We start from the raw sequence: 20,505 nt of genomic DNA, 5'->3' as shown, positions 1-20,505 counted from the left end.
GAATACGCTGGATCAGCGGCGGCGCATCAGGCCGATGAAGAACAATCCGCCGATGGCCGCAGTGGCAACGCCGATGGGCAGGTCTTCGGGGGCAATCAATGTCCTGGCCGCGACATCGACCCACACAAGGAACACGCTGCCCAGCAGAACGCAGACGGGCAGCAAACGGCGATGCTCAGCCCCGACCAGACGCCGCGCAATGTGCGGCACCATCAACCCGACAAACCCGATGGACCCGCTGATAGAAACAAGCACCCCGGTCATCAGCGAAGCGATCAAAAACACCCGCAACCGCACGGTGCGTGCATTCAAGCCCAGGGTCACCGCCGTCTGCTCACCCGCCATCAACGCATTCAGTGGCCGAGCCATCCCCAGCAGCAACACTAGCCCGAGCAACACACTGGCCGCCGGCACCGCCAGTAGTTCCCAGCGCGCCAGCCCGAGCCCGCCGAGCATCCAGAACATCACCGCCGAACTGGCCCGATGATCGCCCATGAACAGCAGCAAATTGGCAATCGCCATCATCACGAACGACACCGCCACGCCGCACAGCAGCAACCGGTCGCTGTCCAGCCGCCCGTTGCGGTTGGCGATCATCAGCACGATCAACATGCTCACCAACGCGCCGATAAACGCCGCAATCGGCAAGGTCAGCAACCCGACGATTTCCCCGACATGCAGCACCACGATCACCGCGCCCAAGGTCGCGCCAGATGTGACGCCCAGCAAATGCGGATCGGCCAGCGGATTGCGCGTCACCGCTTGCAGTACCGCACCGATCAGCGCCAGCCCGGCACCGACCAATGCGCCGAGCAACATGCGCGGCACCCGGATCAGCCACACGATATGTTCCTGTCCGGCGGCCCAGTCCGGCGCGCCGACACCGAGAATCTTGTGCAGCAAAATCCGCCACACCACGTCCACCGGCACCCGCGCCGGGCCGAAGCCCAAGGACACCACGCACGACACCAGCAACAGCGCGCCGAGAGCCGTCAGCAGCAAGGCATAGCGACGGTCGATCATTCGCCGTGGAACCCTTTGGCCAGGGTTTCCACCGCCAGCACGTTGTCGATTCCCGGTGTGGCTTGCACGTAGGGGATGACGATAAAGCGCTGGTTCTTGATTGCGTCCACCGATTGCAGGGCTTTGTTGTTGAGCAGAAATTGCTCCTTCTGCTCGGCGGTGACTTCGCCGTAATCGACGATCACGATCACCTGGGGATTGCGCTCGACCACGTTCTCCCAGTTGACCCGGGTCCAACTGGCCTCGACGTCATCCAGAATATTTTGTCCACCCGCCGCGTCGATCAGCGCTTGGGGCATGCCGAGGCGGCCGGAGGTCATGGCCCGGTCTTCGCCGCTGTCATAAAGAAAGACGCGGGGTTTGTCCGCCGGCAGATCCTTGCGCACTTCGGCCACTTGCGCATGCATCTGGGCAATCAAGGCGTTGGCGCGGTCCTGCACGTCGAAGATTTTGCCGAGGTTGCGCAGGTCGTTGTAGGTGTCGTCCAGGGTGGCGGCCGGGCGTTTCATCACGAAGGCGCAGGACTCGGTCAGCTCGTAGACGTTGATGCCCAACGGTTGCAGGGTTTGCGGGGTCAGGTCACCGCCCACGCGCATGCCGTAATCCCAACCGGCAAAGAAGAAATCGACGTTGGCGTTGAGCAGGGTTTCCACCGACGGGTACTTGGCCGCCAGCTCCGGCAAACCGTCGAGGATGGTTTGCATCTCGGGCGTCACTGACTTCCAACCCGTGACGCCGCTGTAGCCGGCCATGTGCGGTTTGAGGCCGAGGGCGAGCATCATCTGGGTCATGTTGATGTCGTGGCTGACCGCGTGTTGCGGCGCTTGCTTGAACGTCACGTCGCGGTTGCAACTCTGGACGGTCAGCGGGTATTGGGTCGCCTCGGCAGCGGCTTGGGCACTGCCCAGCAACAGAGCGACGCACAGCAGGGAACGCACAGTCATGGTTGGGTTATCCAGGTGATTCGGGGGTAGCCGTGGAGGGGGTGGTCATCAATCAACGCTTCGACGCCGAAGACGTCGCGCAGCAGCGGCGCGGTCAGGACTTCTTTCGGCGTGCCGCTGGCGACGATGCGGCCGTGGTTGATCACGTAGAGCCGATCGCAAAAAGCGGCCGCCAGGTTGAGGTCGTGGATGCTCGCCAGGGTGCCGATGTTCAGGCGTTTGACCCGTTGCAACAGCTCAAGCTGATAGCGCGGGTCGAGGTGGTTGGTCGGCTCGTCGAGGATCAGCAGTTGCGGTTGTTGCGCCAGGGCGCGGGCCAGTATCACCCGCTGCTTTTCCCCGCCGGACAGGGTGGCGAAGGCGTGGTTCTCGAAGCCGTTGAGGCCGACCGATTCCAGCGCCTGGGTGGCGAGGTTTCGGTCTTCGATCGTGTCGCCGTCGAACAAACCTTTGTGCGGTGTGCGGCCCATGGCGACGACTTCCTCGACGGTGAGGCCGAAGGCGTCGGGGAATTCCTGCAACACCACGGCGATGCGTTGCGCGCACCAGCGTGAGGATTGCTTCCAGACGTTGTGGTGATCGAGCCGGACCTCGCCGCTGTCGGGTTTGCTGAAGCGGTAGGCGCAACGCAACAGGCTGGTCTTGCCGCTGCCGTTGGGGCCGATCAACCCGACAAACTCACCGGCGGCCACGTGCAGCGAGGCGTCACGCAGTTGGAACTGGTGATGGCAGTGGCCTTGGCCCAGGGGTGTCCAGGCGAGGTGGGTGAGGTTCAGCGAGGTCATGCGTTTGCTCTAAAGGTTTTTGGTGTGGCTGATGACGTCATCGCGGGCAAGCCTTGCTCCTACAGGGTTATGGCGTACACATCGTGTTTGATCGACATATAGCCGTAGGAGCAAGGCTTGCCCGCGATGGCGTCCTTGAATCAAAAGGTGTAATCGGCGGTGACGAAAAACGACCGTGGTTCACCCAAAATCCACTGCTGCCCGTCATTGTATTGGCTTTGCGCATACGTCCGGTCAAACAGATTGTTCAGCTGCAACCCCAGCGTCGTATTCCGCAGCGCCTTCCAGGACAACGTGGCATCGACCACGGTGTAGCTCGGCAGCTCATGCTGGTTGGCCATGTCGGCATAACGCGCATCGACATAGCGCACACCGGCCCCGGCCTTCAGGTCATCGTTGAGCGCTTTGCTCAGCCACAGGTTGGCGGTGCGGCGCGGTACATCCGTGGGGCGATTGCCGTTGTACGACACGGTCTGGTCGTTGACCACCGCCGAAAAATCGTCGTACCTGGCTTTGACGATGGCGGCGTTGGCTTGCAGTTGCCAGGCGTTCGGCAGTTGCAGATCGAGGCTCGCTTCCAGGCCATTGGAGGATTGCTGGCCGACCTGCTGCTTGAGCGTCGGGTTGCTCGGGTCGTCGGTCAGCAGTTTCTTTTTGACGATGTGATAGGCCGCCAGGGTGAACTCGCCGCGTTGGTCCCAGAACATCTGCTTCACGCCGATTTCGGTTTGCTTCGCGGTGGCGAGGTCGTATTGTTGCTGATTCGGGCTCAGGGAAATCAAGCCGCCGACGCCGTCGGTGCTGGTGGCGTACTGGCCGTAGAACGATGTGTCCGGGGTCAGGGCAAACACCAGCCCGGCCTTCCAGTTATTACCGGTCAGGGTCTTGTCGCTTTGGCTGTCCTTGATCAAATCGGTTCGATCGACGTGCACGTAGTCGCGACGCACACCGGTCACCACGGACCAGCGCTCGCTCAGTTGCGTGCGGTTTTCGGCGAACGCGGACATCTGCTTGGTGGTGCTCTGGAACTGACTTTGGTACGGACTGGCACTCTCAAACCGACCCGGTTGCGGGTGATAAAGGTCCACCGGCTGCCCGTTCGCCAGTACGTCGTTGAACGGCGAATTGCTGTCGAGCTGGAAGCGGATGCGGTTGTAGTCCACGCCGGTCACGGTCTGGCTGTCGAGGCCGAACAGGGTGTGCTTGAAGGTGAACGTCTGGCGATCGCCGACCTGTTCCTGGGTGTGGCCGATGCCGTAGTAACCGCTGCGGCTGAGCTGCTGGGTGTCGCGGTTGAAGTTGTAGTTCTCGGCGTTCTGCCAGCGGCGTTGGGCCTTGAGGTAATACAGTTCGTTGCTTGAGCTGAGGTTGTCGGCGATCTGCCAGTCGCTGGTCAGCCGCGTCCATTGATCGTTGTAATGCTGCTTGTCGTTGCTGACGTTGTAGTTCTTGTCCCGCAGGCTGTCCTTGAAGTGGCCATTGATCAGCGGCGTGCCGAAATAATTCATCGGCGTTTGGTCGCCGTAATCGTGGGCCAGGGTGAACGCCAGATCGTCGGTCGCCTGCCAGCGCAGGGCGGCGCTGATGAAGTCGCTGGAGGCATCGCCGCGATCCACCCAGCCATTGCTGCGCAGGCGATTGAGGTTCAGGCGATAGCTCAGGGTATCGCTCAGCGAACCGCCGCTGTCGAAGGCTTGCTGCTGGCTGTCGTAGGAACCGTAGCCGAGGCGCAGGTGGTTCTCGATCTCGCCTTCGAAGGGTTTTTTCGGGATCACGTTGACCACCGCGCCGGTCGCGCCTTCGCCGTACAGCACCGACGCCGGGCCGCGCAGCACATCGACACGCTCCACCGACCAGGTATCGACCGGGAAGGTTACGGTGCCCATGCCGCTGTACATCCGGTTACCGTCATACAACTGCATCACCGAACCCTGCCCGGTAAAACCCCGCGCCGACAACGATGTCCCGCCATCGCCCGGCGTACCGGTGCGGCTGATGCCGGTGCTGCGTGACACCGCGTCCTGCACGCTGCGATCACCGCGCGCGCGGATTTGCTCGCCGGTCAGGCTTTCGACACTGGCCGGGGTTTCCATGGCCGTGAGGTTCAGGCGCGAGCCGGCGGTGGTTGGCGTGTTCAGGCTGACGGCTTCGTCGTCAACGGCGGTTGCGGTGATAGTGCCGGTGGGCAGTGTCAGCGGTTGTGCCTGGGCGTTGTGGGGCAGGGCCAGCAGGCAAAGGCTGGACAAGAGGTACTTGTTCATCGGGGCGGTGAATCACTTCTGCAAAAGAAAACCCGCAACAGTCCTGTCGCGGGCGGGGCGGATCGTTAGCGTTATGCAGTAACACTAAAAATGATCGGGAGATAAGCGCGCGAAGTCTACAGATCCCTCTAACGCACGCATCTCGCCTGGCTCATGATGAAGATGAGGCGGATTCAGTTTGCCGATTGAGCCGCGACAACAGCAACCGATCCAGCCCCCACACCACAATCAACGAAGCCCCCACCAACGGGAAAATCACCGCCAGTGCCAGCATGATCGCCACGCCGGTTTTCCATTTCGGCAGGTCGTGGCGCAGCGGTGGAACACCGAATTTGCCTTGGGGCCGACGCTTCCACCAGATCACCACGCCGCTGACCGCACTGAGCAGGATCATCAGGCAGATCAGCAACACGATGATCTGGTTGAACGGGCCAAACATCTTGCCTTCGTGCAGCATCACGCCGATTTCCGTGGCGCGGGCGACGCTGCCGTATTGCGCATAACGCACATCGGCGAGGACGTCGCCGGTGTACTGATCAACGTGCAGGGTGGCGTCGTTGCGCGGGTCATCGGCGAACACGGCGATGGTGAACACACCGGTGGCGGTGGTCGGCAGCGTGATGCTGTAACCGGGCTCGACCTTGCGCTGCACGGCGATGTTTTGCACGTCTTGCAGGCTGATGGTCGGCGCCGCTGGACCGACCGGCGCAGCGCCGTGGGCCATGTGTTCGGCGTGGTCGCCGGACATCGGCATCGGTGTGTTTTCCATGGCCCAGGGCACGGTCTGGCGGGTGGCGCTGTTGAGGCTGCGGGCCTCGACGTCGGATTTGGGCACGTTGTCCCACATCGCCGCCGGGAAGGTGTTCCAGACCTCGGCGTATTGCTTGCCCCAGAACCCGGTCCAGGTCATGCCGCTGAGCAGCATCACCAGCAAGAATGCCGCGCCCCAGAACCCGGTCACGGCGTGCAGGTCGCGCCACAAAATGCGTCCGCGACGGCTGAACCGTGGCCACAACACGCCGGCATATTGCCCGCGCGGCCACCACAGGAAGACCCCGGACACCACCAGCACCACGCCCCAGCCAGCGGCGAGTTCCACCAGCCGATCACCGACGGTGCCGATCATCAATTCACCGTGAATCGCCCGGGCGAGGGCTTGCAGATTCTTCTTGGCGTCTTGCTCGCCGAGGATGTCGCCGTGGTACGGGTCGATGAAAACGTTGAGCTCTTGAGCGCCGTTGATCACGACAAATTGTGCACTGCTTTCGGCGTTGACCGGCGGCAGGTATTGTTTGATCTGGCCCTCTGGATACGCGGCTTTCACCCGTTTGAGCAGGTCATCGGCGGACACGGTGTGATGCCCGGCCGGGACGTTCATCAGGCTGCCGTACATCAACGGGTCGAGTTGTGGTTTGAACAGGTAAATGATGCCGGTCAGGGCCAGCATCACCATGAACGGCGCGACGAATAACCCGGCATAGAAATGCCAGCGCCAGGCCAGGTTGTAGAAATTCGGTTTGGGCTGTTTCATCGGTTGTGCTCCGCTTTGGCGATAGGTGTTGTTTTTAAAAGATCGCAGCCTCGTTTCACTCGACAGCTCCTACGCAGCTCCTACGCAGCTCCTACACAGCTCCTACGGGGTGGACGTGTTCTTTGTAGGAGCTGCCGAAGGCTGCGATCTTTTGACTTTTTGTTGTTAGAAACTCATATCGACCTTGGTCCAGAGCGTGCGCCCCGGTTCGTTGATGGCTTGCGGGTCATTGGCCGGGTAGCCGAAACCGGCGTTGCCGGCCAGGTTCAGATGCTCGGCGTAAGCCTTGCCGAACAGGTTGTCGACGCCACTGCTGACCTTCCAGTTCTTGTTGATGCGGTACGCGCCGTTGAGCGAGAACACGCCGAAACCTGAGCTCTTGTCGAAGTCCTTGCCGACCACGTTGCCCTTGTTCTGGTCGATGCGGTTTTGCGCCGCGACCACGCGCCACAGCGCCCCGGCGCTCCAGTTGTCTTCGCTGTAGGTCAGGCCGAACCGCGCATCCAGCGGTGGCATTTGCGGCAGGGCCTTGCCGTCGCTGCTGTTCTTGCCCCAGGCGTAAGCCAGGGTCGCGTCGGCCTTCCAGTTGGAGGTCAATTTGTAGGCCGCGCCGAGTTCGCCGCCCATGATTCGCGCGTCGATGTTCTGCGCTTGCGAGGAGGTGCCCATCATTCCGGGGGTGTAGTTGAACAGGATGTAATCGCGCACCTGGCCGACGTAACCCGAGGCCCAGGCTTCGAGGTCGTCGGTCTTGTATTGCAGGCCGAAGTCGAACTGGGTGGTTTTTTCCGGCTTGATCGAATCGAAGGCATTCACCGAACCGGCGGGGCCGGCGTCGGGCGAAAACAGTTCCCAGTAATCCGGAAAGCGCTGGGCGTGACCGAGGCCGGCGTACAGCGTGGTCGGGCTGTCGGCCAGGTCATGCTCATAACGGACGAAGCCGCTGGGCAACGTGTCGGCACGGGTCTTGTCGGCGGTCGGGTTGGGCATGCTCATCATGCCGCTGTCGGTGGTCTGCCGATAATCCTTGGCGGTCGCACGGTCCACCCGCGCCCCGGTAATCACCCGGTCGCGGTCGGCGGCGTACCAGGTCAGTTCGCTGAACACCCCGTAGTTATGGAAGTCGGCGTCCTTGGTGTACGGCAGCTCTTTATAGGTGTCGATGCCCATGGCGCTGCGCTGGCGGTGTTCGTTGGTCTGGGCGTCGAGGCCGCTGATCAACTGCACATCGGCCCAATGCCAAGTGGCTTTGATCCGCGCGCCGAGGGTGCGGCGGTCGACGTTGGCAGCCATCGGCCCGGACATCATCCCGGTGCCGGAAGGCGTGCGCAGGGTGTAGTTGTCCATCACGTGGTCGGCGTAGTTGTAGTAGACCTGCGCCTCGACCTTATCCAGCACGTCGCCGATATTGGACTTTTCGAAGCGCAGCCCGAGGCTTTCGCGTTTGAACTGCGAACCGTCCATGCCACGCCCGGCGTAGCGCGCTTCGCCGTCGCCCTTGCCGGCGGTGAGTTCCAGCAGGGTGTCGGCGTCCGGGGTCCAGCCGACGGCGACGTCGCCATTCCACTTGTCGTAGCGCGACGCCACGGTGTCGTTGTTGCCGTCCTTGTAATCGTCGGAATGCGCGGTGTTGCCGATGACTCGTACATAGCCCAGCGATCCGCCGGCAGCGGCGTCCACCACTTTGTCGAAGCGGCCGTTGGAACCGGCCAGCACACTGGCATTCACCCGGGTGCCGAGCTCGCCGAAGTGTTCCGGTTCACGGTCGAACAGGATCGTGCCGGCAGAAGCGCCCGGGCCCCAGAGCACGGTTTGCGGGCCTTTGATCACGGTGAGTTTGTCGTAGGTTTCCGGCGAGATGTACGAGGTCGGTGCGTCCATCCGGCCGGGGCAGGCGCCGAGCATCATGCTGCCGTTGGTGAGGATGTTCAGCCGCGAACCGAACATGCCGCGCAGCACCGGGTCTCCGTTGGTGCCGCCATTGCGCACCAGGGCGAAGCCGGGAATGGTCTTCAGGTAATCGCCACCGTCGCTGGCCGGCACCGGTTGGCGCGGGTCCTTGGGGTTGGTGACGATGGTCAGCGGCGAACTCGGGGCGATGGCGGTGATGACCGTCGGGCTCAGTTCTTCGGTGTGGTCGGTGTGTTCATCGGCCAGCACCATCGGGGACAGCAAAACGCTGCAGAGGAGGGCGGTGGCATGGGTGCAACTCAAGCGTGTGTCAGCAGAAAACCTGGACATGACAATTTCCATCGAACAGTCGTAAACGACACGGCCGGCAACCTGCGCAATCCCTGTGGGAGCAAGCTTCTTGTGGCGAGAGGGCAAGCCTCCTCACCAAAAAAACTTGTTCCCACAGGTTGCTTTGGCTGCTTCTGAACCGTGTGAGATCGGGGGCGGTGTTTACGCGATGATCGGCGGGGCGCGGGTGCGGGCGCCGGGGAAGAACGCTTGCCGGGCATGGCCCAGGCGTGGGGAGGGTGGGGTGAAGGTGTTGGCGGGAGGTGTGTCGAATGCGGTGAATGCCTGGCCGCCGGTCAGCGCCGGGCAGTTGAAGAGCAGGCTGCAATAGCCGCATTTTTCCCAGATCGCGTGGTGTTCGGCTTTCGGCGGGCAGTGGTCTTTCGCCCGTTCACCGTGCCCGTCCATGCTCATGTCCATCGACATGCTCATGGACATGGACACTGAGGCGCGCTGATCCATCGGCATCGACTGAGAAATCAGTGGGCCGATAAAGATCATCAACATGGCGAACAGGCTGATCCAGCTGCCGCGTGTCAGGCTCAGGGGCTGACGGCGGGGCTTGGATGACCTGGCGCGAAGGGCGCGCATGGGCGTGTTCTACGCTGGCGACTATTGGGCGTGCTGGTGCGCTTGCATGCCGTCCGGGGCCTGCTTCTGCACCGCGACTTCAACCGTCACGTCGCCGGATTTTTCGAAGTGCATCGTCAGCGGGAAACGTTTGCCGTCGCGGAGCAGGCTGCGGTCTTTGAGGTCCAGCAGCATCACGTGATAAGCCATCGGCGCAAACGTGACATCGCCACCGGCCGGGATTTCAACGCTCGGCACCTGCTGCATTTTCATCAGGTCGTTCTGCATGACGTGCTCATGCAACTGGGCTTCTTTGGAAATCGGCGAATCGACGCTCAGCAGTCGGTCAGCGGTTTTGCCGTTGTTGTGAATCACAAAATACGCCGCCACGGTGGGCGCGTTCGGTGGCAACTCTTGCGACCACGGGTGGGCGATTTCGAGTTCGCCGGCCTTGTATTCGTGAGCATTGGCGAAACAGGCAGGCAGCAGCAACGCGGCCAGAACGATGAGTTTGTTCAACATGGCAGTTCTCCAGAACGATTCAAAACGCAGGTCAATTGCGAGAAGGAATCACACCAGAGGGGACGCACGGGGGTTGAGGCTGGGCCATTGCTGGCGCGGTGTGGGTGTGTCGAGTGAGGCGGCGGGCAGGCTTCGATTGGCCTCGAACCGCGCGAAATACAGCTGCGGCACATGCCCCGGCAACGCCATCAACGGTGCGGAGCCCGAGCAGCACCAGCAATGCTGCATGTTGGAATGATCGTCGTTTTGCGGGGCTTTCTGGTCGAGCGTCCCTAAGGAAATCGCCACCATTTTCGTGCCGCTGGACGTGCAGAAACTGCCCCACAGCAATTGCTCGGCGGGTGATTTCGCCGACTGCGCCATCGCTCCGGTCATCGGCATGGCGAGCATATTGAATAGCACTGCAAAGCAGGCGATCCAGGCAAATACGAGCCGTTGTCGGGACATGGGACAGATCCGGTTGAGTGGGCGATCAGGCGCGGCTATTTAGCCTGATCAGGGCCGATAAGTAAAAAAGCGGCCTGCGGTGTGGTGTCGCAGCGCCCTTAGAGAGCAACGGCGTGCAAACGCAGGCCCAAGGCTTTCATAACTTTCATGATAGTCGCGAATTCCGGATTGCCAGTGCTGCCCAACGCTTTGTACAGACTCTCGCGACCCAAGCCTGCATCGCGTGCGACCTGCGTCATGCCTTGGGCTCGAGCGATGTCGTTGAGCGCAGCGCGAATAAGAACGCCATCGCCTGCGTCTTCGTCAAAGCAAGCGTCCAGGTATGCGGCCATTTCTGCTGGTGTCTTGAGAAACTCGGCAGCATCGAAGCGGGTGAACTGTTCGGTCATGACTTACTCCTCATTACCGATGTTTTGCGCCATTTGAACGGCGCGTTTGATATCTCGTCTTTGAGTCGACTTGTCACCGCCGACCAACAGGAGATAAACCACTTCACCTCTGCGGGTGAAATATACCCTGTAGCCGGGACCGTAATGAACGCGCATTTCATGAACCGCCGACCCTACAGGCTCGCAATCACCAAAGCTTCCATGTTCGGCTGCTCGGAGCCTGGCGATGATACGAGCCTTGCCGATGGTGTCTTTTAATGAGTCGAGCCAATCGGCAAATGCTCGGGATCGTTCGAAGTCGATCATGTCGGGATCGTATTCCTTGGGATACAAGTTGGCAAGCCACGCTTTTGGGATGAGGCGTGCCGTCCCCATGAATGCGGGTGTGTTGACTTGATCGGGTTAGAGGAATCTGAATATAGAGTTGAAGCTATTGAGATAACTAGCCGGCCCCTTCCTGAAAAGTTGCCGGCTAATTCGCAGATTTCTGCAGATCTTAGGAATGATCTGACAAAGCTTTCAGTAGTTGCGCCACCGACCCCAACTCCCGATCAACCCTCGCCAACACCGGCCGCTTCAACACCAACACCGGCACTCCACGCTCCCGTGCCACTTCCAGTTTCGGTTCGGTGGCGGTGCTGCCGCTGTTTTTGCTGATGAGCACATCGATCTGTCGGCGCTCGAACAGTGCGCGCTCATCCTCGATCACAAATGGCCCACGGGCGCCGATGACTTCACAGCGTTCGTTGCCGGGGTAAACGTCGAGTGCGCGCAGGGTCCAGAATTGCCCGGGCGGGATTTCGTGCAGGTGCTGCAAGGGTTCGCGGCCGAGGGTGAACAGCGGTCGGCGAAAGGGCTTCAGCGCTGCGATCAATTCGGCCCAGTCGCTGACTTCCCGCCAGTCGTCCCCGGCTTGAGGTTGCCAGGCCGGGCGTCGCAAGGCCCAACACGGAATGCCGGTCAACTGCGCGGCGGTGGCGGCGTTCTGACTGATTTGCGCGGCGTAGGGATGGGTGGCGTCCAGCAGCAGTTCGATACCTTTATCGCGGATGAACTGCGCCAGCCCCTCCGCGCCGCCGTAACCACCGACGCGAACCTGACAGGTCAAATCCGTCGGCACCCGACCGACACCGGCCAGGCTGTAAATGTGTTCCGGGCCCAGCGTCCGGGCGATGGCCAGGGCTTCGGTAACGCCACCGAGCAACAACACACGTTTCATTGAAAAGCTCCCGCATGACCAACAATCCCACCCTGTCGATCAATCGCAAACACCTCGACCTGGACCTGCGCCGGCACCACGCTGCGAGCAAATGCCAACGCATGCCGACACACTTCATCACCCAGTGCGATTCCGACCGCACTGGCCATGGCCAACGCTTGTTGACTGGTATTCGCCTCGCGGATTGATTGCTGCAAAGCCTCATCAGCCCCAATCGCCGCCGCCCAGTCAGCCAGTTGCGGCAGGTCGATGCTCGAATGCCGACTGTGCAAATCCATGTGCCCGGCCGCCAGTTTGCTGATCTTGCCGAAGCCGCCGCAAATACTGAGCTTATCCACAGGCACTTTGCGCACATGCTTGAGCACCGCGCCGACGAAGTCGCCCATTTCGATCAGGGCGATTTCCGGCAGGTTGTAGACCCGGCGCATGGTGTCTTCGCTGGCGTTGCCGGTACAGGCGGCGATGTGCAGGTAGCCGTTGGTTTTCGCCACGTCGATGCCTTGGTGGATCGAGGCGATGTAAGCGGCGCAGGAAAACGGTCGGACGATGCCGCTGGTGCCGAGGATCGACAGCCCGCCGAGAATCCCCAGGCGCGGGTTCATGGTTTTCAGCGCCAGGGCTTCGCCGCCCTCGACGTTGACCGTGACCTCGAAACCGCCGCCGTAGCCAAGCTCCTGGGCGAGCAACGTCAGGTGATCGGTGATCATCTTGCGCGGCACCGGGTTGATCGCCGGTTCGCCGACGCTCAGCACCAGGCCCGGTCGGGTCACGGTGCCAACGCCACGGCCCGCGATAAAACGAATACCCGGCTCGGCGCTCAGCCGCACGTGGGAATAAAGCAACGCGCCGTGGGTCACGTCCGGGTCATCGCCGGCGTCCTTGATCGTTCCCGCCTCGGCGCCGTCATCGATGAGCCGACAGAACTCCAGGCGCATCTGCACCTGTTTGCCTTTGGGCAGGATGATCTCGACCGCGTCCGCATCCGTGCCGCTGAGCAGCAAACGCGCGGCGGCGAGGCTGGTGGCCGTGGCGCAACTGCCGGTGGTCAGGCCGCTGCGCAGAGGCGCGGGTTGTTCGGCGGTTTCGTCACGCATCGAATGGCTTCGTCACATCAAGCAAGGTGATTGGCAATGCCTGGCGCCAGGTGTCGAATTCGCCCAGAGGTTGGGCCTGGGCGATGTGGATGCGGGTCAGCTCGCCGCCGTGCCGTTCGCGCCAGGCCATCAGGGTCATTTCGCTTTGCAGGGTCACCGCGTTGGCGATCAGTCGGCCGCCGGGCTTCAATGCCGACCAGCACGCATCGAGCACACCGTCGCGGGTCACGCCACCGCCGATGAAAATCGCGTCCGGCGCTTCGAGCGCGGCCAAGGCGTGCGGCGCGCTGCCGCGAATCAATTGCAGGCCCGGAACGCCCAGGGCATCGCGGTTGTGTTCGATCAACGCTTGACGACCGTCGTCGGCTTCGATGGCCAATGCCCGGCAGCTCGGGTGCGCGCGCATCCATTCGATGCCGATCGAGCCGCTGCCGGCGCCCACGTCCCATAACAGTTCGCCGGGTGTCGGGGCGAGGCGGGCGAGGGTGATGGCGCGCACATCGCGTTTAGTCAGTTGGCCGTCGTGCCGGAAGGCTGTATCCGGAAGACCGGCCAGGCGCGACAGGCGCGGAGTGTGCGGTTCGGCGATGCAGTCGATGGCGATTACGTTGAGATCGGCAACGGCGGATAAGGTCCAGTCGCTGGCAACGGCGTCGATTCGTCGTTCAGCGTCGCCGCCCACGTGTTCCAGGACGGTGAACCGGCTCGGCCCGAATCCGCGTTCACGCAGCAGCGCCGCGATGGCCGCCGGGCTCTGCCCGTCATTGCTCAGCACCAGCAGGCGCACGCCGCTGAACAAGTGCGCATTCAGCGCCGCGATGGGGCGAGCGACCACGGACAGCGTCACCACCTCCTGCAACGGCCAGCCCATGCGCGCCGCCGCGAGGGCGCAGGAAGAAGGCGCCGGCAGGATCAGCATCTGCTCGGCAGGCACGTGCCGGGCGAGGCTGGCGCCGACGCCGAAGAACATCGGATCGCCGCTGGCCAGCACGCACACCGGCTCGCCATGACGCTCCAGCACCGGCGCCAGGGAAAACGGACTCGGCCACAACTGCCGCTGTCCACGAATGCACACGGGCAATAAATCCAGTTGGCGCTGGCCGCCAATGATCCGCGAAGCACCCAGCAGCGCCCGTCGGGCATTCTTGCCCAGGCCCTTGAAGCCGTCTTCACCGATTCCCACTACCGTCAGCCAGGGCGACATCTGCATTCCTTAAAAATAGTCCTCAAACGGACTGTTCCGACGGGCAGGCTTTTCATGCCGCCTGACAAAGCAGGCATAATACCGCGCCTTCGCCCGCGAAGCGCCTTCCCCACACTGCCGGTCGCCCCCTTGAACGAACGCCCGATGTCCACCGCCCTTCGCCCCTCGGCCTGCCCGGGGTTGCTGCGTATTGTCCAGGCGCTGGATGGCGGGATCTGCCGGATCAAGCTCAATGGCGGTTCGATCAGCGCCGATCAGGCTGACGCGGTGGCCGATGCGGCGCAGCGCTACGCTGGCGGCGTGATCGAGGCGACCAACCGCGCCAACCTGCAAATTCGCGGGATTGGTCGCGATGAGACGGCATTGATCGACAGCCTGCTGGCCGCCGGTCTGGGGCCACGCACGGCGGCGGGGGACGATGTGCGCAACCTGATGCTCAGCCCGAGCGCCGGGATCGACCGGCAGATGTGGCTCGATACGCGGCCGCTCGCCGAACAGATCCTCAACAGCCTGCAAAGCCACGAGCGCTTTCACGAACTGAGCGCCAAGTTCGCCGTGCAACTGGATGGCGGCGAAGCCCTGGCGATGCTCGAACATCATCACGACCTGTGGTTGAGCGCCGGCGAACAGGATGGCGAGTGCCTGTTGGCCTTCGGTCTGGCCGGTTCCCCGACGGATGCGCCGATCGGTGCGGTGCGTCTGCACAATGGTCACGCGTTGGTGGTGGCGGTGCTGGAGTTGTTCCTCGAGCTGGCGCGGCCCGAGCAGACGCGCATGCGTCATCTGCTGGCCGACTATCCAGTGGCCGGGTTCGTCGCGAAAGTGGCCGAACGGGTGCCGCTGGTGTCCCTTGCGTATTGGTTGCGTCCCACGTCCCCGGAGGCGCTGCACATCGGCGCGCACCCGCAGCGTGAGACCGGCCGCGTCTACGTCGGCGCGGTGCCGACCTTGGGCCGGCTCGATCCGACCATGCTGCGCGGCGCCGCAAAACTCGCCCGCGAATACGGCGATGGCTCGCTGCGCCTTACGCCGTGGCAAAGCCTGCTGCTGCCCGGCATTCACGAAGGCGATGCCGCCGAAGTTATCCACAACCTGGAAAGCCTCGGGCTGCGCTGTTCGGCAGACGAGGCCCTGGCGCACCTGATTGCCTGCACCGGTTCCGCCGGTTGCGGCAAAGGCCTTGCAGACACCAAGGCTGATGCCCTGCAATTGGCGGCGCTGCTGCAACGTCACGGGCAAATCCTCAATGTGCACGTGTCCGGCTGCCCGCGTTCCTGCGCCGCCGCGCACATTGCGCCAGTCACCTTGCTGGCGGTTTCACCCGGTCACTACGACCTCTATTTTCGCGATGCCGCGCAGCCGGGTTTCGGCGCGCTGCACGCACGCAACCTTACTATTGAAGCGGTCGCAGCCTTGCTCGACGCCCGCTCACGGAGCCCCCTAGATGCTTGATTACATCCGCGACGGTCAGGAGATCTATCGCAACTCCTTCGCGATCATTCGCGCCGAGGCCAACCTCTCGCGCATCCCGGCCGACCTGGAAAAACTCGCGGTGCGGGTTATCCACGCCTGCGGCATGGTCGAGGCCATCGACGGTCTGCAATTCTCCGAAGGCGCCGGCAAGGCCGGGCGCGATGCGCTGGCGGCCGGTGCGCCGATCCTCTGTGACGCGCGGATGGTCAGCGAAGGCGTGACCCGCGCGCGCCTGCCCGCCAACAATCAAGTGATCTGCACCCTGCGTGACGACAGCGTTCCAGAACTGGCCCGCGAGCTGGGCAACACCCGTTCCGCCGCCGCGCTGGAACTGTGGCGCCCGCATCTGGAAGGCAGCGTCGTCGTCATCGGCAACGCCCCGACCGCGCTGTTTTACCTGCTGGAGATGATCGACGCGGGCGCGCCCAAACCGGCGTTGATCCTCGGCTTCCCGGTGGGCTTCGTCGGCGCCGCCGAATCCAAGGCGATGCTCGCGGCAGACAGTCGCGGTGTGCCGTTCGTGATCATGCAAGGCCGGCTCGGCGGTAGCGCCATGGCCGCCGCCGCCGTCAACGCCCTCGCCACGGAGATCGAATGATGCAGCAACCTGGACGCTTGATCGGCCTGGGCGTGGGCCCCGGTGATCCGGAACTGATTACTGTCAAAGCCCTGCGCCTGCTGCGCGAATCGCCGGTGGTGGCGTACTTCGTCGCCAAGGGCAAGAAGGGCAATGCGTTCGGCATCATCGAAGCGCATCTGCAAGAAGCGCAGAACTTGCTGCCGCTGGTGTATCCGGTGACCACCGAAGCGTTGCCGGCACCGCTGTCCTACGAGCAAGTGATCAGCGATTTTTACGACACCGCTGCCGAACAGTTGGCCGAACATTTGGACGCTGGGCGCGATGTGGCGGTGATCTGTGAAGGCGATCCGTTCTTCTACGGTTCCTACATGTACCTGCACGATCGCCTCGCCGGGCGTTACGTCGCCGAAGTGGTGCCGGGTGTTTGCTCGATGCTCGGCGGCGCGTCGGTGCTGGGTTCGCCGCTGGTGTATCGCAATCAGAGCCTGTCGGTGTTGTCCGGCGTGCTGCCCCACGAAGAATTGAAACGACGCCTGGCCGATGCCGATGCGGCGGTGATCATGAAACTGGGGCGCAACTTTCCCAAGGTGCGCCAGGTACTGGAAGAACTCGGCATGGACGGTCGGGCGTTGTACGTCGAGCGCGCGACCATGGCCAACCAGAAAATCGTCCCGCTGGATGAAGTCGAACCTATGTCCTCGCCGTACTTCTCGCTGATCATCGTGCCCGGCGAACGGTGGCAAGGGTGACGGGCCGTCCGGCTCCGGCGATTGTCATTCTCGGTAATGGCAGCCTCGCCACGGCGCGCAAGATTCAGCAACGCTACCCGGACGCCGTGATCCACGGTCTGGCTGGGCGGGTTGACGGCGCCGACCACGACTATCAAGAATTCGGCGCAACCCTGCGCGAGCTCTATCAGCAGGACACGCCGATCATCGCCCTGTGCGCGGCCGGCATCGTCATCCGCACCCTGGCGCCGTTGTTGCTGGAAAAAGGCGCGGAGCCGCCGGTGCTGGCCGTGGCCGAAGACGGCAGCGCGGTGGTGCCGCTGCTCGGTGGCCTGGGTGGCGTAAACGTGTTGGCGCGGGAGATCGCGGCGGCGCTGGACGTTGCCGCCGCGATCACCACCAGCGGTGAACTGCGTTTCGGCACCTGCCTGCTCAACCCGCCCAGCGGTTATGCCTTGGGCGATCTGGAACTGGGCAAACGCTTCGTGTCGGACCTGCTCGCGGGTGAGTCGGTGCGTATCGAAGGCCCGGCGCCATGGCTGGCCGAGGCGCAGTTGCCGGAAGACCGGCAGGCGCGATTGGCTATTCATGTCGGTCATACCGAGCGTCAAGCCAATGCCAACGAATTGCTGATTTACCCGCGCAATGTGTTGGTGGCGGTGACGGCGCGGCCGGAGCTGGCCAGTATCGTTCGCAGCGCTTTGCATGAGGCGAACATTGCGCTGCCAGCGCTGGCCTGTGTGTTGGCGAGTGAAAGTGACATGGCCAATCCGGTGCTGCGCGAAGCGGCCCTGGAATTGGGTGTGCCACTGCGTTTCAGTGCTCGTTCCGGGACGGTGCTGGAGCAGGTGCGGGACACTCTGCCGTCGCTGCTGACGTCTATCGAGGTCAATGATTCGATGGCCATCGCAGTCGCCGCCCAACCGCTCGATCCAGGACTGATTGGCCGTCCTCGCGGTCGCCTGGCGGTGATCGGCCTCGGCCCCGGCGCCGCCGAACTGATGGTGCCAGCGGTCAAGGCTGAACTGGCCCTGGCCAACGATGTGCTGGGCTATGAAACCTACGTGCGCATGGCCGGCCCGTTCCGCGCCGATCAGGTGATGCACTGCACCGACAACCGCGAAGAAATGCAGCGCGCCTGTCACGCCTTTGAACTCGCGGCGTCGGGCCGCTCCGTGGTGGTGGTGTCGTCCGGCGATCCGGGCGTGTTTGCCATGGCAGCGGCGGTGCTCGAAGCCCTGCACGAATCCAGCGATGCGAACTGGCACAACGTGGACCTGGAAATCCTGCCCGGCGTGTCCGCGTCCCTGGCCACCGCTGCCCAGGCCGGAGCGCCGCTGGGTCATGACTTCTGCGTGATGTCGCTGTCGGACAACCTCAAGCCATGGTCGATCATCGAGAAGCGCCTCGACCTGGCCTGCGAGGCCGATCTGGCCCTGGCCTTCTACAACCCGATCTCCCGGTCGCGCCCGTGGCAGTTGGGTCGCGCGCTGGAGATCGTCGCGCAACACCGCAGCGCCGAAACGCCGGTGGTGCTCGGGCGTGACATCGGTCGCCCGGGCCAGACCTTGCGCGTGACCACCCTGGCGGACTTGACCCCGGATCAGGTGGACATGCGCACCATGGTGCTGATCGGTTCCTCCACCACCTGCGCCTTCCCTCGCGCCGAAGGTGGGGAGTGGGTCTATACGCCGCGTTGGTACGGTGATAAGCCTGCCGGCTGAATGACAACGCCTCTTCGGAGGCGTTTTTTATGAGTTTCTAATAGTAGATCCACGCATTGGTACGTCGATGGTTTCTATTGCTCTCGATAAAGTTTCAATGTATGTAGAAATTAATTGAATTTGTTTGGCTTTTTGAAAGTTTCTTGGTGGGTGATAAGTTCGCTTTGTCTGAAGTAATTGGTTGTTAGTGACTTGGTGAAGTTGTAACCAATAGCAAAAAATAATGTTGAGCGTATCTCTGTATTTGAAAACAAATGCAATGTCTTGTTGCATGGGTTTAAAAGTTGCGGGGGCTGTCAAATGTGCTCGGCTAATACATAAAAATGCTAAACAAGGAAGTTTCAGAAAGTGACTAATCGAGAAGAACCCCATGTGGATCAATACGTCGGCTTCGCCGAACTGTTTAAACGTTCCGATCTTGAACAGGCGCTGAAGCCCTACAAAGACACCGAACAGTACGCGGCCATTTTCAGGTATTACCGGGGTTGCATCGCCGCGGGTGATGACCAGGCGCTGCTGATGCCCTTGGGGCTGCTGCAAGAAGCACTGGCCTCACTGGTTCGCCCCGCCCGCCGACGCAGAGAGACGGATGAACCGCCGCCCCGGAACAAGATTGCGGAACTGGAGGATATCCACGAGGCGATCAAGGATTACGACACGCGGGTTACCCAGAGTGTCGACGTTCTGAAAAGCACGTTGCCTGAAGTCCCGCGCAAACTGCACTTTGTCTGGTTGGGCGGCGGTGTTGGCGATATTCAGCGCGACTATATCCAGATTTGGAAGCAGGTGATGTCCGGAGCGGGGCAGGAGTTAATGCTCTGGTATGACAGCGATGCATTGCTGGCCTACGAGACGAATCGAATCATTGTCGAGGCGGCCAAGGCCGATGCCATGGCGGCCGGCGCGATAGATAGCCCAACCTTTTATGAACTGGGTGATTCATATGTCGAACGGCTGAGACCGCTCAAGGAGCAACTCTTTACCCATATTCGCCAGTTGCAGGCGCAGGGGGTGAGCGCTGATGAGGCACGGATCGATCTTCTGGTCCGCGGTTATGGGCAAGACGAAACAAGGCTCAAGGCGCTGCGTGAGAAAAACCTGCGCAGTATTAAATTGTTGGGTGAGAAGGGAGTGCAGTTACGCGACCTGCAAGCCCTTGAAACACCGATGCGCCTGCAGGATGTTTACGAACGTGAAGTAAATTTGCGCGGTAATTTTGCCGGTGCCTCTGATGCGGTGCGTATTGAAGTTCTGTATATCGAAGGCGGCGCTTATACGGACGTGGATAATCTGCCACCGCTGGTGGAAAGTCTGGGTGGTGTTGATATCAGCAAGTTTACAGATTATCAGCGGTTAGGGGTCTTGCAGTTACTGCTCGATCATAATCCCGAATGGATTCCGGGCCGCGTGGCGTTGAGGGAGCGATATAAAAGTCAAATCGATAGTATTCCTGAGGAGCGACTTCCTGCTCTGGAAGCGTTCGCCAAAAAACGACCCGCAATGAATGAGGTTTTTCATGTCCCAGAAGAACGTGCTGTCCAATTGGATAGTTTGCGAGCTGCGGGCGTGAGCAACTCGGTGAATAACTCTTTTTTGATGGCGCATCCCGGCTCCGCCACCCTCGATGCCGTCATTAAACGTATCTTGCTCAATTACGAAGTGGTGAAAACGACAGAGCGCAGAATTATTGAACAAAATATTCCTTACTCCGATGCCAAAAAAATCCTTGAACTGGCATCAACGGTTGGGGCTGAGGTGTTTGGCTCGATA

General features: G+C 61.9%; 19 protein-coding genes. 5 read left to right on the top strand and 14 right to left on the bottom strand.

What is annotated here, in order from left to right:
- Positions 1 to 12 precede the first annotated feature (12 nt).
- From V5E99_RS16970 to cbiE, 14 genes are all read right to left on the bottom strand, one after another.
- Positions 13 to 1,023: a FecCD family ABC transporter permease gene (locus V5E99_RS16970; protein WP_499803473.1), complete on the bottom strand. Its 1,011-nt coding sequence runs from the start codon at positions 1,021 to 1,023 to the stop codon at positions 13 to 15.
- Positions 1,020 to 1,967, bottom strand: coding sequence for an ABC transporter substrate-binding protein (locus V5E99_RS16965; protein ID WP_499803472.1), 948 nt, complete (start codon positions 1,965 to 1,967; stop codon positions 1,020 to 1,022). The genes V5E99_RS16970 and V5E99_RS16965 overlap by 4 nt, the downstream gene beginning before the upstream one ends.
- Positions 1,964 to 2,752, bottom strand: a complete 789-nt coding sequence (locus tag V5E99_RS16960; RefSeq protein ID WP_499803471.1) for an ABC transporter ATP-binding protein — start codon at positions 2,750 to 2,752, stop codon at positions 1,964 to 1,966. The genes V5E99_RS16965 and V5E99_RS16960 overlap by 4 nt, the downstream gene beginning before the upstream one ends.
- A gap of 140 nt (positions 2,753 to 2,892) precedes the next feature.
- Positions 2,893 to 5,013: a TonB-dependent receptor gene (locus V5E99_RS16955; protein ID WP_499803470.1), complete on the bottom strand. Its 2,121-nt coding sequence runs from the start codon at positions 5,011 to 5,013 to the stop codon at positions 2,893 to 2,895.
- Between the two features lie 151 nt (positions 5,014 to 5,164).
- Positions 5,165 to 6,544, bottom strand: a complete 1,380-nt coding sequence (locus V5E99_RS16950) for a PepSY-associated TM helix domain-containing protein (protein WP_499803469.1) — start codon at positions 6,542 to 6,544, stop codon at positions 5,165 to 5,167.
- A 165-nt stretch (positions 6,545 to 6,709) separates the two neighbouring features.
- Positions 6,710 to 8,785, bottom strand: coding sequence for a TonB-dependent copper receptor (locus V5E99_RS16945; RefSeq protein ID WP_499803468.1), 2,076 nt, complete (start codon positions 8,783 to 8,785; stop codon positions 6,710 to 6,712).
- A gap of 162 nt (positions 8,786 to 8,947) precedes the next feature.
- Complete coding sequence (locus V5E99_RS16940; protein ID WP_499803467.1) at positions 8,948 to 9,376, bottom strand: DUF2946 domain-containing protein; 429 nt, start codon at positions 9,374 to 9,376, stop codon at positions 8,948 to 8,950.
- A 21-nt stretch (positions 9,377 to 9,397) separates the two neighbouring features.
- Positions 9,398 to 9,877: a copper chaperone PCu(A)C gene (locus V5E99_RS16935; RefSeq protein ID WP_499803466.1), complete on the bottom strand. Its 480-nt coding sequence runs from the start codon at positions 9,875 to 9,877 to the stop codon at positions 9,398 to 9,400.
- Positions 9,878 to 9,925: 48 nt separating this feature from the next.
- Entirely contained in the window at positions 9,926 to 10,324 is a 399-nt protein-coding gene (locus V5E99_RS16930) for a DUF2946 domain-containing protein (RefSeq protein ID WP_499803465.1), read from the bottom strand.
- Between the two features lie 98 nt (positions 10,325 to 10,422).
- Entirely contained in the window at positions 10,423 to 10,713 is a 291-nt protein-coding gene (locus tag V5E99_RS16925; protein WP_499803464.1) for an addiction module antidote protein, read from the bottom strand.
- A gap of 3 nt (positions 10,714 to 10,716) precedes the next feature.
- Positions 10,717 to 11,019, bottom strand: a complete 303-nt coding sequence (locus V5E99_RS16920) for a type II toxin-antitoxin system RelE/ParE family toxin (RefSeq protein WP_499803463.1) — start codon at positions 11,017 to 11,019, stop codon at positions 10,717 to 10,719.
- Positions 11,020 to 11,209: 190 nt separating this feature from the next.
- A complete protein-coding gene (locus V5E99_RS16915; protein ID WP_499803462.1) occupies positions 11,210 to 11,932 on the bottom strand; it encodes a cobalt-precorrin-6A reductase in 723 nt (240 codons plus the stop codon).
- Positions 11,929 to 13,026 carry a cobalt-precorrin-5B (C(1))-methyltransferase gene (locus V5E99_RS16910; RefSeq protein ID WP_499803461.1) on the bottom strand — a complete coding sequence of 366 codons (1,098 nt, stop codon included), beginning with the start codon at positions 13,024 to 13,026 and terminating at the stop codon, positions 11,929 to 11,931. Before V5E99_RS16910 ends, V5E99_RS16915 begins: the two co-directional genes overlap by 4 nt.
- Positions 13,019 to 14,230, bottom strand: a complete 1,212-nt coding sequence (gene cbiE, locus V5E99_RS16905; RefSeq protein WP_499803460.1) for a precorrin-6y C5,15-methyltransferase (decarboxylating) subunit CbiE — start codon at positions 14,228 to 14,230, stop codon at positions 13,019 to 13,021. Before cbiE ends, V5E99_RS16910 begins: the two co-directional genes overlap by 8 nt.
- A gap of 144 nt (positions 14,231 to 14,374) precedes the next feature.
- Between cbiE and cobG the strand changes: the two genes are divergently transcribed.
- The 5 genes from cobG to V5E99_RS16880 form a co-directional block, all read left to right on the top strand.
- On the top strand, positions 14,375 to 15,682 hold the full coding sequence (gene cobG / locus V5E99_RS16900; protein WP_499803459.1) for a precorrin-3B synthase: 1,308 nt from the start codon (positions 14,375 to 14,377) through the stop codon (positions 15,680 to 15,682).
- Positions 15,675 to 16,301 (top strand): precorrin-8X methylmutase, encoded by a 627-nt coding sequence (locus tag V5E99_RS16895; protein WP_201255641.1) that lies wholly within the window; start codon positions 15,675 to 15,677, stop codon positions 16,299 to 16,301. Before cobG ends, V5E99_RS16895 begins: the two co-directional genes overlap by 8 nt.
- The gene (locus V5E99_RS16890) at positions 16,298 to 17,032 is read left to right on the top strand and encodes a precorrin-2 C(20)-methyltransferase (protein WP_499803458.1); all 735 of its coding nucleotides are present in this window, start codon (positions 16,298 to 16,300) and stop codon (positions 17,030 to 17,032) included. The genes V5E99_RS16895 and V5E99_RS16890 overlap by 4 nt, the downstream gene beginning before the upstream one ends.
- Positions 17,020 to 18,735 (top strand): precorrin-3B C(17)-methyltransferase, encoded by a 1,716-nt coding sequence (gene cobJ, locus V5E99_RS16885; protein WP_499803457.1) that lies wholly within the window; start codon positions 17,020 to 17,022, stop codon positions 18,733 to 18,735. Before V5E99_RS16890 ends, cobJ begins: the two co-directional genes overlap by 13 nt.
- Before the next feature lie 348 nt (positions 18,736 to 19,083).
- Positions 19,084 to 20,505, top strand: a 1,422-nt coding sequence (locus V5E99_RS16880) for a TcdA/TcdB catalytic glycosyltransferase domain-containing protein (protein ID WP_499803456.1), incomplete at its 3' end; no start/stop codon positions are given.

Origin of the sequence: Janthinobacterium sp. LPB2021202312-11-4 (assembly GCF_037049705.1) — a bacterium.
GTDB lineage: Bacteria > Pseudomonadota > Gammaproteobacteria > Pseudomonadales > Pseudomonadaceae > Aquipseudomonas.
The sequence above is the reverse complement of the archived record's forward strand: the minus strand, read 5'-3'. Positions and strand labels throughout refer to the sequence as shown.